This is a genomic window from Saccharomonospora sp. NB11, from assembly GCF_015910535.1.
Taxonomy (GTDB): Bacteria; Actinomycetota; Actinomycetes; order Mycobacteriales; family Pseudonocardiaceae; genus Saccharomonospora.
On sequence record NZ_JACBJG010000002.1, the window covers coordinates 322,404 to 335,523 of the forward strand.

Sequence of the window (13,120 nt, forward strand, 5' to 3'; positions counted from 1 at the left end):
CAACACCGTGTCACACCTGTTCCTGGAAACGTCCACCGGCACGCTCGGTCAGTCGCGAGGTGTGTCGATCGCCTCGTCGGCGGCGCGCTCGACGTCCTCGGCACCCCGCGCCGAGTCGCCGAGCCTGCCCGCGGCCCACTCGGTGACGCTGCGCGCCACGTCCTGGGCGGTGAGGCCGATGCTCGCCAGCACCTCGTCGCGCGTGCCGTGCTCCAAAAACCGCTGGGGGATGCCGAGGTCACGCAGCGGGACGTCGCAGTCGGCGTCACGCAGGGCCGCGGCCATCGCCGAACCGAAGCCGCCGTGTCGACCGCTGTCCTCCAGGGTGACCACCAGGCGGTGGGACTCCGCCAACACCACGAGTTCCTCGGGCACGGGCACGACCCAGCGCGGGTCGACGACCGTCACACCGATTCCCTGGTCGGCCAGCCGCTCGGCCGCGGCCAGACCGAGTCGGGCGAACGCGCCGACCGCGACGAGCAGCACGTCACCGCGCTCGTCGTGCCGCAACACGTCCACGGTGCCGACGCGCTCCACCGCGGGCACCGAGTCGACGACGCCACCCCGCGAGAACCGCACCGCGGTGGGGCCGTCGGAGACCTCGACCGCTTCGCGCAGCTCCTCCCGCAGCGTTCGCGCGTCGCGGGGCGCGGCGACCTTCATGCCGGGCACCATGCCGAGCAGCGACAGATCCCACATGCCGTGGTGACTCGGCCCGTCCGGACCCGTGACGCCCGCGCGGTCGAGCACCAGCGTCACCGGCAGCTTGTGCAGGGCGACGTCCATGAGCACCTGGTCGAACGCCCGGTTCAAGAAGGTGGAGTACACCGCCACCACCGGGTGCAACCCGGCCATCGCCAGTCCGGCGGCCGAGGTGACGGCGTGCTGCTCGGCGATGCCGACGTCGTACCAGCGGTCCGGGTACGCCTCGGAGAACGGCTGCAGACCGGTCGAACGCAGCATGGCGGCCGTGATGGCCACCACGTCCTCCCGCTCGGCCCCGATCTTGACGAGCTCCTCGCCGAACACGGACGTCCAGCTCGGCCCCTTGACGGGCGGCTTGCCGGTCTGCGGGTCGATCGGGTCGGTCTGGTGCATCTGGTCGGCCTGGTGGTTCACGGCGGGCGCGTAGCCGTGGCCCTTCTCCGTGACCGCGTGCACGACGACCGGGCCGCCGAAGGCCTTCGCGTTCTGCAGGGCCTTCTCCAGTGCGACCAGGTCGTGGCCGTCGACCGGACCGATGTACTTCAGGCCGAGGTCGGAGAACATGACCTGCGGGCTCAGCGCGTCCTTGATACCCGCCTTGGCGGCGTGCAGGGCGGTGTAGAGCGGCTTGCCCACCACCGGCGTGTTCTGCAGCAACTCCTTGCCACCGTCGAGGAACTTCTCGTAGCCGCGGCGCAGCCGCAGGGACGCGAGGTGCTCGGCGAAGCCACCGATCGTCGGCGAGTAGGAGCGGCCGTTGTCGTTGACGACGATGACGACGGGACGCTCGGGGTCGGCGGCGATGTTGTTCAACGCCTCCCAGCACATGCCGCCGGTCAGGGCGCCGTCACCCACGATCGCCACGGCGTGCCTGCCGCCGCCCTCGCGCTGGTAGGCCCTGGCCAGCCCGTCCGCGTACGACAGCGCGGTGGAGGCATGGCTGTTCTCGATGAAGTCGTGCTCGCTCTCCGCGCGTGCCGGGTATCCGGCGATGCCGCCCTGCTGCCGGAGGCCGTCGAAGTCGCGGTGTCGACCGGTCACGATCTTGTGCACGTACGACTGGTGACCCACGTCGAAGAGCAGGGCGTCCTTCGGGGAGTCGAACACCCGGTGCACCGCGAGGGTGACCTCGACGATCCCGAGGTTGGGTCCGAGATGGCCGCCCGCCCTGCGCACCTTGTCCACGAGGAAATCCCGGATCTCCCCTGCCAGCACGCCCAGTTGGTCGTGATCCATCCGTTTGAGGTCGGCCGGCCCGTGCACGGACTCCAGCAACGTCACGCTCCACCTCGCTCGCCGTCAGTTCTCGCTGCCTCGTTCTGCTTAGTCTAGGGACGTCTTGTCGATGGGCCTACCTTCGGGCGAAGCGCTGCTGTTCCGCGCGGTCCGCCGGATACTGGTCTGACAGGCGACACCGTGCGGTTTTCGGCACCGAGTCGCCGAGGGTCCACGACGAGCGCCGAGAAGGGACAGCCCCATGTCGCGCGAGTTCGATTACGTCGTCGTCGGTGGTGGCACGGCCGGTGCCGTGGTCGCGGCCCGACTGTCGGAGGATCCGTCCACGACCGTCTGCCTGCTGGAAGCCGGGCCCTCCGATGTGGACGACCCGGCCATCCTCCGGCTCGATCGCTGGATGGCGTTGTTGGAGTCCGGATACGACTGGGACTATCCGGTGGAACCGCAGGAGAACGGCAACTCCTTCCTGCGCCACGCCCGTGCGAAGGTGCTCGGCGGGTGCTCCTCACACAACTCGTGCATCGCCTTCTGGGCTCCGGCCGAGGATTTGGACGAGTGGGCGTCGCTGGGGTTGCCGGGCTGGTCGGCCGAGGACATTTTCCCCCTGTACCGGCGGTTGGAGAACAACGACGGCCCCGGCGACCACGGCAGGGACGGGCCGGTGCGCATCCGTTCCGTCCCACCGCACGACCCGGCCGGTGTCGCACTCCTCGACGCCTGCGAACAGGCCGGCATCCCGCGTGCCGACTTCAACGCCGGAAGGACGGTCACCCACGGGGCCAACTGGTTCCAGATCAACGCGTTCGAGGACGGAACCCGGGCGTCGTCCTCGGTGGCCTATCTGCACCCGATCCTGGGCCGACGGTCCAATCTGGAGGTGCGCACCGGGGTCCGGGCCAAGCGGCTGACCTTCGACGGGCTGCGCTGCACCGGGGTGGAGATCCTCGCCGAGGATCTCGTCCACAGTGAACAGGTGACGGCACGCGCGGAGGTCGTGGTGAGCTGTGGCGCCATCGACACCCCGAAGCTGCTGCACCTGTCCGGCATCGGACCGGCGGAGGAGCTCGCCGGGTTCGACATCGACGTGCTCGTCGACTCCCCGGGCGTGGGGCGCAACCTGCAGGACCATCCCGAGGGACTGGTGCAGTGGGAGGCCCGCAGGCCGATGGTTCGGGAGTCGACCCAGTGGTGGGAGATCGGCATCTTCACCACGACGGAGCCGGGTCTGGACCGCCCCGACCTGATGTTCCACTACGGGTCCGTGCCCTTCGACCTCAACACCCTGCGCCACGGCTACCCGACCACGGAGAACGGGTTCTGCCTCACGCCCAACGTCACGCGGTCGCGGTCCACGGGCACGGTCACGTTGCGCACGCCGGACTTCCGCGACCGGCCGAAGGTCGACCCGCGCTACTTCACCGACCCCCACGACATGCGCGTGATGACCTACGGCATCCGGTTGGCACGCGAGATCGTGGCGCAACCCGCGATGCGGGAGTGGGCGGGCGACGAACTCGCTCCCGGACCCGAGGCGCAGACCGACGAGGAACTGGCCGACTACATCGTCAAGACGCACAACACCGTCTATCACCCGGCGTGCACCGTGAAGATGGGTCCGGCAAGCGACCGGTTCGCACCTCTGGACGAACGGCTCCGAGTGCGCGGTGTGGAGCGGCTGCGCGTCGCCGACGGGTCCGCCATGCCGTTCCTGACGGCCGTGAACCCGTGCATCACGACCATGGCCATCGGGGAGAAGGCCGCCGACATGATCGTGGAGGACGCGCAACGGCGGTGAGGGGTCAGCTTCGCCTCAGCGGCAGCATCGCGCCCCGCACCTCGGCCAGCAGCTCCGTCATCGCGGCCTCGGCCGCGCTCGGCTCACCGCGGGCCACCGAGGCCGCGACCCGCTCGTGGAGGTCCAGCGCCTCGGGCACCGGCTGGTGAGGCATGAGTCCGAGCTGGGTGCGGCCACGCAGCACCGCGGCGACGACGTCGGACAGCGCGCCGAACATCTCGTTGCCGCTCGCCCGCAGAAGCAGTGTGTGGAACGCGACGTCGCGTTCCATGAAGTCGTCGAGTCGTCCGGCCTCGCCGAGCGTCCTCATCTCGGCGGCGAGGTCCATGGCGCGCGCCCGCTCCTGCCCCGACGCGCTGCGTGCCGCCGCGGCAGCCGCCAGCGGTTCCACGGCGATCCGCAGTTCGGTGAGCGAGCGGAGTTGCTCGTCCCGACCGGGCCCGGACAGCCGCCACCAGATCACCCGCGGGTCGAACACGTTCCAGCTCGACCGGGGCTGCACCGTGATGCCGACGCGTCGGCGGGACCGCACCAGTCCCATCGATTCCAGGACGCGCATGCTCTCGCGCGCCACCGTCCGTGAGACGCCGAACCGCTCCTGGATGCGATCGAGGGTGAGCACGTCGCCGTCGGCCAGCAGTCCCGCCGTGATGTCCGAACCGATCGTGTCCAACACGGTGTTGTGCAGGACGTCCGCCCCCTCTGGCTCCACGCTCACGTGTCGAGCCTATCCGGCCCCGCCGTCTTCCCCCGCCCGACGCAATGGTGTTATCTTTCGCCACCAATAGTCATACCTTTCGATCGGGGTGCGTCATGAGTCCGACCTGCCTGGTGGTGATGGGGGTGTCCGGAGCGGGCAAGACCACCATCGCTCGGGCCCTCGCGGACGAACTCGGCTGGCCGATGGCGGAGGCCGACGAGTTCCACCCCGCCGCCAACATCGAGAAGATGTCCGCGGGCATTCCGCTCACCGACGACGACCGGACACCGTGGCTCGAAGCACTCCGGGACTGGATCACCGAACGCTCCGAGGCGGGCGAGAGCACGATCGTGACCTGCTCGGCGCTCAAGCGGACCTACCGCGACCTGCTGCGCCAGGCTCGCGCCCGAGTCCGGTTCGTCCACCTCGCGGGGGACGCACCACTCATCCTCCGGCGCCTGACCTCCCGGGCGGACCACTTCATGCCGCCGTCGCTGCTGGACTCGCAGTTCGCCGACCTCGAACCCCTGGCCGACGACGAGGATGGCGTGATCGTCGACCTCGATGCGAGCCCCGAGCGGATCGTCACGGCCACGCTCGCCCGCCTGGGGCTGCGCACCACGCCGGACCGCTGACGCCGACACCCCATCAACACCCTCGCGAGAGCAACGGAGCTTCGTATGAACACCGACGAGTGGACACAGACCCTCGGTGCGGGACCGCTGTTGGGCATCGCCGTGGGCGCGGTCGCCGTCCTCCTGGTCCTCATCATCGCGCTGCGGGTGCACGCGTTCCTCGCCCTCGTCGCCGTCAGCCTGGCGACCGCGTTCGCCACGGGCATCCCCGCCGATCAGGTCGTGGACACACTCACCGACGGCTTCGGCTCCACGCTCGCCAGCGTCGCGCTCCTGGTGGGACTCGGGGCCATGCTCGGCAGGCTCATCGAGGTCAGCGGCGGCGCCCAGGCCCTCACCGACGCGCTGATCAGGCGGTTCGGTGAGAAACGAGCCCCGTTGGCACTGGGCGTCGCCTCGCTGCTGTTCGGCTTCCCGATCTTCTTCGACGCCGGTCTGGTCGTCATGCTGCCGATCGTCTTCTCGGTGGCCCGCAGGCTCGGCGGCGGCATCCTCCGCTACGGCCTGCCCGCGGCGGGTGCGTTCTCGGTGATGCACGTCTACGTGCCGCCGCACCCCGGCCCGGTGGCCGCGAGCACACTGCTGGGCGCCGACGTCGGCCTGGTGATCGCGTTCGCGGCCCTGCTCGCGGTGCCGACCTGGTATCTCACCAGCTACCTCTACGGGCTGTGGATCGGCAAGCGCATCGTGCTGCCCGTGCCGGACATCCTCGGCGAGGCCAAGACGGACGCGAACCCGCCCAAGGCGGGTACGGTCGTCGCACTGTTGCTCCTGCCGCTGGCTCTGATCTTCGCCAACACCGGCCTCACCACCGCCGCCGACGCCGGGTGGCTCGACGGCGACGCCGGCTGGTTCACCGTCCTGGTCGCCCTCGGCTCCACCCCCGTGGCATTGCTGATCACGGTGTTCGTGGCGATGTACGTGCTCGGCACCCGTCGTGGGCGCGACAAGACGGTGGTCGAGAAGCTGCTCGACTCCTCCCTCGGTCCCGTGTGCGCCATCATCCTGATCACCGGCGCGGGCGGCATGTTCGGCGGCGTGCTGCGGGCCGGCGGTGTCGGTGACGCGCTCTCCGACGCGTTGTCAGACCTCGGACTTCCCGTGATCGTGGCCGCGTACGTGATCGCCACAGTGCTCCGGATCGCGCAGGGCTCCGCCACCGTCGCCCTCACCACGGCGGCGGGCCTGGTGCAGCCGCTCGTACTGGGCGGCGGATTCAGCTCCATCGAGGTCGTCGCCATCGTCCTCGCCCTCGCAGCGGGCTCGGTGACCGCGGGACACGTCAACGACTCCGGCTTCTGGTTGGTGGGCCGGTTCTTCCAGATGGACGTCCGGACGACCCTGAAGACGTGGACGGTCATGCAGACCACCATCGGCCTGGTGGGTTTCGGACTCGCCTCGGTGGTGTACCTGATCGCCTGACGCCCGTGGTCGGGCCCCCCGTTTCCGGTCCGCTGTGACCAGCGCCGCACGAGGAACGGCCCGACCACGCGATTCGGCCCCCCTACTGACGGGTACACTCGCTGGCGTACGAAACAGTTTCGTTTCTGTGTGGAGTCCAGCATGTCCCCGTCCCCCGCAGGGTCGGCGGTACCCACCTCGGGTTCCCCGGCGCCCCGCCGCACCCGGCTCACCCCGGAACGCGAGCGGGAGCTGTTCACCGCTGTGGTGGACCTCGTCCGCGAGCACGGCTACGAAGCCGTCACGATGGACGCCGTCGCCGCCCGCACCAAGGCGAGCAAGGCGACGCTCTACCGGCAGTGGGAGAGCAAGCCGAAACTCGTCGCGACCGCGTTGCGCCACCTCGCCGTCGCCTCCCCCGCGGACGTCGACACCGGGTCGCTGGCGGAGGACCTCCGCCGCATGGCCCACGAGCTCATCGCTCACGCCACCGAGGACACGGCCCTGTTGAACGGCCTCGCACACGCCGTGACCAAGGACCCCGAGCTGTGGCAGGCGTTGCACGACCTCCACATCAGACCCGGACTGGAAATGCTGGACGCCGTCCTCCGTCGAGCGGTCGAACGCGGCGAGCTCGCCGAGGACAACCCCGCCAAGGACTACGTCGTGCACCTCGTTCTCGGGGCGTTCGGCACCCGCAAGCTCATCGAGAACACCGACGTCGACACCGAGTTCATGGAGAAGTACCTCAGGGCGGTGGTCTTCCCCGCACTCGGCATCGCCTGACCACGACACCGTTCTGGGGCCCCCGATCGGGGTACCCGGCCTCACCTGTGTCCGCCCGACCCTTGTCCGTCCGTCCCCACCGACCGACCAGGAGCACCCTCCTCATGGCCACGATGCTGTACCGGCTCGGCCGCTTCGCCTTCCGGCGACGTGGTCTCGTCGCCGTCCTCTGGGTTGTGATACTCGCCGCTGTCGGCGGCGCCGCCGCGACCACCTCCTCGACCGCCTCCACCTCGATCTCGATCCCCGGGACCGAGGCGCAGGAGGCCTTCGAACTGCTGGAGGAACGCTTCCCCGGCACCAAACCGGACGGTGCCACCGCCCGAGTCGTCTTCCAAGCCCCCGAGGGCGAGAAACTCACGGACGCCGACCACCGCGAGACCATCGCGGACATCGTTGCGAGCCTGTCCGAGGGCTCCCAGGTCCAGCAGGCCGTCGACCCGTTCCAGGCGCAGAGCGTCAGCCGGGACGCGACGATCGCCTACACGCAGGTGACCTACGACGGGTCGGCCCTCGAACTGACCGACGCGACCCGCGACGCCCTGCAGGACGCCGCCGAGCAGGGCCGGGACGCGGGGCTGACCGTGGAGATCGGCGGCGACGCGCTGCTGACCATCCCCGAGACCGGGGCCACCGAGGTGATCGGGGTGATCATCGCGGCCGTCGTGTTGTTGATCACGTTCGGGTCGCTGATCGCCGCCGGACTGCCGCTGGCCACCGCGCTCGTGGGAGTGGGGATCAGCGTCGGCGTCATCACGTTGCTGACGCAGACGTTGGAGCTCGACAGCACGACGCCGATCCTCGCGACGATGATCGGGCTCGCGGTCGGTATCGACTACTCGCTGTTCATCGTGTCCCGTTACCGTGCCGAACTCGCCGAGGGGCACGCTCCACTGGACGCCGTCGGCCGCGCGACCGGCACGGCGGGCTCGGCGGTGGTCTTCGCCGGGCTCACGGTCGTCATCGCGCTGGCGGGCCTCGCCGTCGTCAACATCCCGATCCTCACGAAGATGGGTTTCGCCGCCGCCGGTGCTGTGGTGCTCGCCGTGCTCGTCGCCCTGACCCTCATCCCGGCGTTGATCGGGCTGGCGGGCAAGCGCATCCTGCCGCGCAAGCAGCGGAACAAGGCCGCAGGCGAGATCAGCGACAAGCCCGGCGCGGGCACGCGGTGGGCTCGGTTCGTCCTGCGGCACCGGGTGGCGGTGCTGCTCCTGGGCGTCGTGGGCCTCGGGGTCGTCGCCGTCCCGGCGGCCGACCTGCAGCTCGGGCTGCCCGACGACAGCTCCAAGCCCGTCGAGAGCAGCCAGCGCAGGGCCTACGACCTCATCGCCGAGGGCTTCGGGCCCGGCACCAACGGCCCGCTCGTGGTCACCGTGGACGCGCAGGGCAGCGACGACCCGCAGGCGGCGGCCGAGGCCACCGGCGAGGCCCTGCAGGGCCTCGACAACGTCGCCATGGCCACGCCGCCCACTTTCAACCAGACCGGCGACACGGCGATGATCACCGTCATCCCGATGTCCGCACCCAGCAGCACGGAGACCGAGGAGCTCGTCCACGCCATCCGCGCCGAGGCGCAGGGACTCGCCGACTCCACCGGGGCCAACGTCCTGGTCACCGGTCAGACCGCGATGGGCATCGACGTCTCGCAGAAGCTGGACGACGCCCTGTTCCCCTACCTCGCACTGGTGGTCGGGCTCGCCTTCGTCCTGCTGGTGATCGTCTTCCGCTCGCTGCTCGTCCCGCTCAAGGCCGCGCTGGGCTTCCTGCTGTCGGTCGTCGCCGCGCTGGGTGCCGTGGTCGCGGTCTTCCAGTGGGGTTGGCTGGCCGACCTGGTCGGGGTGCAGCAGACCGGCCCGATCATGAGCCTCATGCCGATCTTCCTGGTCGGGCTCGTCTTCGGTCTCGCGATGGACTACGAGGTCTTCCTGGTCACACGGATGCGGGAGGCGTTCGTCCACGGCGAGAGCGCACACGAGTCGATCGTGACGGGCTTCCGCCACGGTGCGCGGGTCGTCACGGCGGCCGCGCTGATCATGATCAGCGTGTTCGCGGGCTTCGTCGGCTCCGACGAGTCGATGATCAAGATGATCGGGTTCGGTCTGGCGATCGCCGTGCTGTTCGACGCGTTCGTGGTCCGGATGGCCATCGTGCCCGCCGCGCTGGCCCTGCTCGGCAAGGCGGCCTGGTGGCTGCCCAAGCCGCTCGACAAGGTGCTGCCGAACGTCGACGTCGAGGGCGAACGGCTCCAGCAGCGGCTGGCCACCTCCACCGAGCAGGAGTTGGAGAAGGAGACGGTCGGCAGTCGTTCCTGACGACGGCCGACGACCGAGGTCGCCATCGGGGGCACGACCTCGGCCGCACCGCGGCCTTTCGGGGCCGAGACGACCGCGGTGCTTTTCACCGGGCCGGTCCGGCGACCCACGAGGGTGCCGGACCGGCCCGCGTCGTGTGGGAGAGCGGGTTCACCCGCGCGGCTCGCCGCCTGGTCGACGGAACACGCACGGGACCGCGGCGAAGTCGCTCGACAGCGTCGCGGACCGCCGGGAACACCCCGACGATCACCCACCGGCCACTGAGAACGTGCGACGGCGGAACGAGGGCAGGTCAGCGGCCGGCCTCGGCTCGTTCGAGCAAAGCGACGCACTCCACGTGGTGGGTCATCGGGAAGGCGTCGAACGCCCGAAGTCGCGTCAGGTGGTACCCGCGCCCGGCGAACGTCGCGACGTCGCGCGCGAGCGCCGCCGGATCGCACGCCACGTACACGACGCGCTCGGGTCCCGCGGCGGCGATGCGCTCCACCACGTCCCGGCCTGCCCCCTTGCGCGGCGGGTCCAGCACCACGACCTCCGGGGAGTCCCGACGGTCACGAAGCACGTGCTCCACCTGGCCACACCGCCACGACACCTGGCGCAGGTCCGCGATATTGGCCTTGCCGTCGGACACCGCGCGCCGCCCCGACTCCACCGCGAACACCCGGCCACTCGGACCGACCTGCTCGGCGAGCACGGACGCGAACAACCCCACCCCGGCGTAGAGGTCCCAGGCGCGTGCGCCAGGAGAGGCCTGCGCCCACTCGCCCACGACACGGGCGAAAGTGTCGGCGGCCTCGGGATGCACCTGCCAGAAGCCGTGTGCGGCGAGTCGCCAGTCCCGTCCCGCGGCACGCTGCACGGCCGACCCGCCCCGGTGCTGTTGGGGCCGTCGCCCCCGCCCGGGAACGCGCCGGACGTGCACGTCACCGTCGGCGTCCTCGGTGGCCTCGACCTCCTCACCGGCGGGCCAGCGTTCCGGCAGAACGGCGTCCACCGCCCCGCGCACCGTGATCGGGCAGTCCGTCAGCGGCACGACCCGGTGACTGCGGTGTGCCCGCAGGCCCGCGTGTCCGTCGGCGGCCGTCACGAACCGCACCCGGGTCCGCCACCGCAACAACCCACCCGGCAGCTCCTCGACCGTCACCGGGACGTCCAGCCCGGCCAGCCGACTCAACTGCTCCTCGACGACCCGCGCCTTGAGCTCCCGCTGGGCCGATCCGCTCGCGTGCTGCCAGTCGCAGCCACCGCACAACCCCGGACCGGCCACCGGACACGGCGGCTCCACCCGGTCGGGCGAGGCCGACAACACCTGCACGGCATCCGCCCGACAGAACGACTTCCCCGAGTCCTCGGTCACCTCCGCGAGCACCCGCTCGCCCGGCAACGCGTGTCGCACGAACACGACTCGTCCGTCCACTCGGGCCACACAGTGTCCACCGTGGGCCACCGGGCCGACGGTCAATTCGAGCGTGCGTCCCGTCCAGTCCAGCGTCACGGGCGCGCTCCCTTCCGCCGGTCGGCCGCCGCGCCGGAGTCTTCGGCGTGGAAGCCGCGGCGCACGTCACCCACCACCGGGCGCCGCCGCCTGCGGGCGGCGCGGGTGGAGGCACGGTGCGACGACTCCAGTTGCCACGGAACGCTCGTCACCATCACGCGGGGTTGGAACAGCAGCCGGGTCTTCAGCCGCAGCGCGCTCTGGTTGTGGAGCAATTGCTCCCACCAGCGGCCCACGACGTACTCGGGAATGAACACCGTGACGACGTTACGCGGCTGGTCCCCACGCACTCTCCGGACGTAGTCGAGCACGGGCTTGGTGACCTCCCGGTACGGTGACTCGACGACCTTCAGCGGGATGGAGATGCCGCGTCGCTCCCATTCCCGCATCAGCGCGCGGGTCTCGGCCTCGTCCACGTTGACGGTGACCGCCTCCAGTACGTCCGGCCTCGTGGCCTTGGCGTAGGTCAACGCGCGCAGCGCGGGTTTGTGCAGTTGCGACACGAGCACGACGGCGTGGTTGCGAGCAGGCAGAGTCACCTCCTCGTCGGAGGCCGCGATCTCCGCCGCCACCCGGTCGTAGTGGCGGCGGACGGCGCGCATCAGGACGTAGAAGAACGCCATGGCGGCGATCGAGATCCACGCCCCGGCCACGAACTTGGTGACGAGGATGACCACCAACACCGCCGCCGTCAGGACGAGTCCCACGGCGTTGATCACCTGAGCGCGGCGCATCCGCGCGCGAGCGGCCGGGTCGTCCTCGCCGTCCAGCTCACGGTTCCAGTGGCGGATCATGCCGCTCTGGCTCGCCACGAACGCCATGAAGACGCCGACGATGTAGAGGTGGATCAGTGAGGTCACCTGCGCGTCGAACACGACGACGAGCGCGACGGCCGAACCGGCGAGCAGGACGATGCCGTTGCTGAACGCCAGCCGATCTCCCCGCGTGTGCAACTGCCGGGGCAGGTAGCGGTCCTGCGCGAGGATCGATCCCAGGACCGGGAACCCGTTGAACGCCGTGTTCGCCGCGAACACGAGCACCAGTCCCGTGAAGAAGACGACGTACCAGACGCCGAGGTCGAAGCCGCCGAACACGGCTCCCGCGACCTGCGCGACCAACGTCTTCTGCTCGTAGCCCTCCGGGGCGTTCACCAGTTGCCGCGCCGGGTCCTCCGCCATCACGACACCACTGGCGTCGGCGAGGAACAACAGCCCCAGGAACATCGGGATGGACAGCAACCCCATGAACAGCAGGGTCGTGGCGGCGTTGCGACCCTGCGGGCGGCGGAACGCCGGGACCCCGTTGGCGATGGCCTCCACCCCGGTCAGGGCCGCACTGCCGGACGAGAAGGCGCGCAACAGCAGGAACACGAAGCCCAGCCCGGCGAGCTGCTCGGGCTGTTCGGCGAGCTGGAGCCCGGCGCTCTCGGCCCGCAGCTCGTCCCCGAACACGAACGTGCGCACCGCGCCCCACGCGACCATGCCGAGAATGCCGACCACGAACGCGTAGACGGGGATCGCGAAGACGGTCGCCGACTCACGGACACCGCGCAGGTTCGTCGCCGCCAGCACCACGATCGCGCCGACTGCGAAGTCCACTCGGTGTTCGGCCACGAACGGGACGGCCGACCCGATGGTCGCGGCGGCCGCGGCGATCGACACCGCCACCGTGAGCACGTAGTCGACCAGCAACGCCGCGCCGACGGCCAGCCCGGCCCGCGCCCCGTGGTTGGCGGTCGCCACGGCGTAGGCCCCGCCTCCCGACGTGTAGGCCTGCACGTTCTGCCGGTACGCCGCGATCACCACGACCATCACCAGCGCGACGACCAGGCCGATCCACGGGCTGTAGACGTACGACGAAGCACCCGCCACCGACAGCATGAGCAGGATCTCCTCGGGCGCGTACGCGACCGAGGACATCGGGTCGGAGGCGAAGACCGGGAGCGCGATCCGCTTCGGCAGCAGCGTGCGAGGGAGGCGATCGCTGCGGTACGGGCGGCCCAGCAGCACGCGCTTCGTCGCCGTGGCGAACTTGGACACGGCAGGAGCGTAATCC

Annotated in this window: 9 protein-coding genes; 5 read left to right on the forward strand and 4 right to left on the reverse strand. The window is 70.4% G+C overall.

The annotated features are described in order from the left end of the window. Window positions 1-48: 48 nt before the first annotated feature. Complete coding sequence (dxs, locus tag JAV51_RS03755) at window positions 49-1,986, reverse strand: 1-deoxy-D-xylulose-5-phosphate synthase (RefSeq protein WP_197319189.1); 1,938 nt, start codon at window positions 1,984-1,986, stop codon at window positions 49-51. Between the two features lie 196 nt (window positions 1,987-2,182). On the opposite strand from dxs, the gene JAV51_RS03760 reads away from it, so the two are divergent. Further along, complete coding sequence (locus JAV51_RS03760; protein WP_197319190.1) at window positions 2,183-3,736, forward strand: GMC family oxidoreductase; 1,554 nt, start codon at window positions 2,183-2,185, stop codon at window positions 3,734-3,736. Window positions 3,737-3,740: 4 nt separating this feature from the next. On the opposite strand, the gene JAV51_RS03765 is transcribed toward JAV51_RS03760, so the two are convergent. Further along, complete coding sequence (locus tag JAV51_RS03765) at window positions 3,741-4,454, reverse strand: FadR/GntR family transcriptional regulator (RefSeq protein ID WP_197319191.1); 714 nt, start codon at window positions 4,452-4,454, stop codon at window positions 3,741-3,743. A 95-nt stretch (window positions 4,455-4,549) separates the two neighbouring features. On the opposite strand from JAV51_RS03765, the gene JAV51_RS03770 reads away from it, so the two are divergent. The 4 genes from JAV51_RS03770 to JAV51_RS03785 all read left to right on the forward strand — a co-directional run bounded on the left by JAV51_RS03770 (window position 4,550) and on the right by JAV51_RS03785 (window position 9,570). Next, window positions 4,550-5,071, forward strand: coding sequence for a gluconokinase (locus JAV51_RS03770; protein WP_197319192.1), 522 nt, complete (start codon window positions 4,550-4,552; stop codon window positions 5,069-5,071). A gap of 45 nt (window positions 5,072-5,116) precedes the next feature. Further along, the gene (locus JAV51_RS03775) at window positions 5,117-6,493 is read left to right on the forward strand and encodes a GntP family permease (RefSeq protein ID WP_197319193.1); all 1,377 of its coding nucleotides are present in this window, start codon (window positions 5,117-5,119) and stop codon (window positions 6,491-6,493) included. 141 nt (window positions 6,494-6,634) lie between these two features. Further along, window positions 6,635-7,258 (forward strand): TetR/AcrR family transcriptional regulator, encoded by a 624-nt coding sequence (locus JAV51_RS03780; RefSeq protein ID WP_197319194.1) that lies wholly within the window; start codon window positions 6,635-6,637, stop codon window positions 7,256-7,258. 104 nt (window positions 7,259-7,362) lie between these two features. Next, complete coding sequence (locus tag JAV51_RS03785; RefSeq protein WP_197319195.1) at window positions 7,363-9,570, forward strand: MMPL family transporter; 2,208 nt, start codon at window positions 7,363-7,365, stop codon at window positions 9,568-9,570. Between the two features lie 292 nt (window positions 9,571-9,862). On the opposite strand, the gene JAV51_RS03790 is transcribed toward JAV51_RS03785, so the two are convergent. Together JAV51_RS03790 and JAV51_RS03795 are read right to left on the reverse strand one after the other, a co-directional pair. Continuing rightward, complete coding sequence (locus JAV51_RS03790) at window positions 9,863-11,065, reverse strand: class I SAM-dependent RNA methyltransferase (RefSeq protein ID WP_197319196.1); 1,203 nt, start codon at window positions 11,063-11,065, stop codon at window positions 9,863-9,865. Beyond that, window positions 11,062-13,104 carry an APC family permease gene (locus tag JAV51_RS03795; protein WP_197319197.1) on the reverse strand — a complete coding sequence of 681 codons (2,043 nt, stop codon included), beginning with the start codon at window positions 13,102-13,104 and terminating at the stop codon, window positions 11,062-11,064. The genes JAV51_RS03790 and JAV51_RS03795 overlap by 4 nt, the downstream gene beginning before the upstream one ends. Between the last annotated feature and the right edge of the window lie 16 nt (window positions 13,105-13,120).

Excerpts from the sequence above, each read along its gene's own strand:
- JAV51_RS03760 (WP_197319190.1), top strand. The coding sequence starts at position 2,183 with ATGTCGCGCGAGTTCGATTACGTCGTCGTCGGTGGTGGCACGGCCGGT.
- JAV51_RS03770 (WP_197319192.1), top strand. The coding sequence starts at position 4,550 with ATGAGTCCGACCTGCCTGGTGGTGATGGGGGTGTCCGGAGCGGGCAAG.
- JAV51_RS03775 (WP_197319193.1), top strand. The coding sequence starts at position 5,117 with ATGAACACCGACGAGTGGACACAGACCCTCGGTGCGGGACCGCTGTTG.
- JAV51_RS03780 (WP_197319194.1), top strand. The coding sequence starts at position 6,635 with ATGTCCCCGTCCCCCGCAGGGTCGGCGGTACCCACCTCGGGTTCCCCG.
- JAV51_RS03785 (WP_197319195.1), top strand. The coding sequence starts at position 7,363 with ATGGCCACGATGCTGTACCGGCTCGGCCGCTTCGCCTTCCGGCGACGT.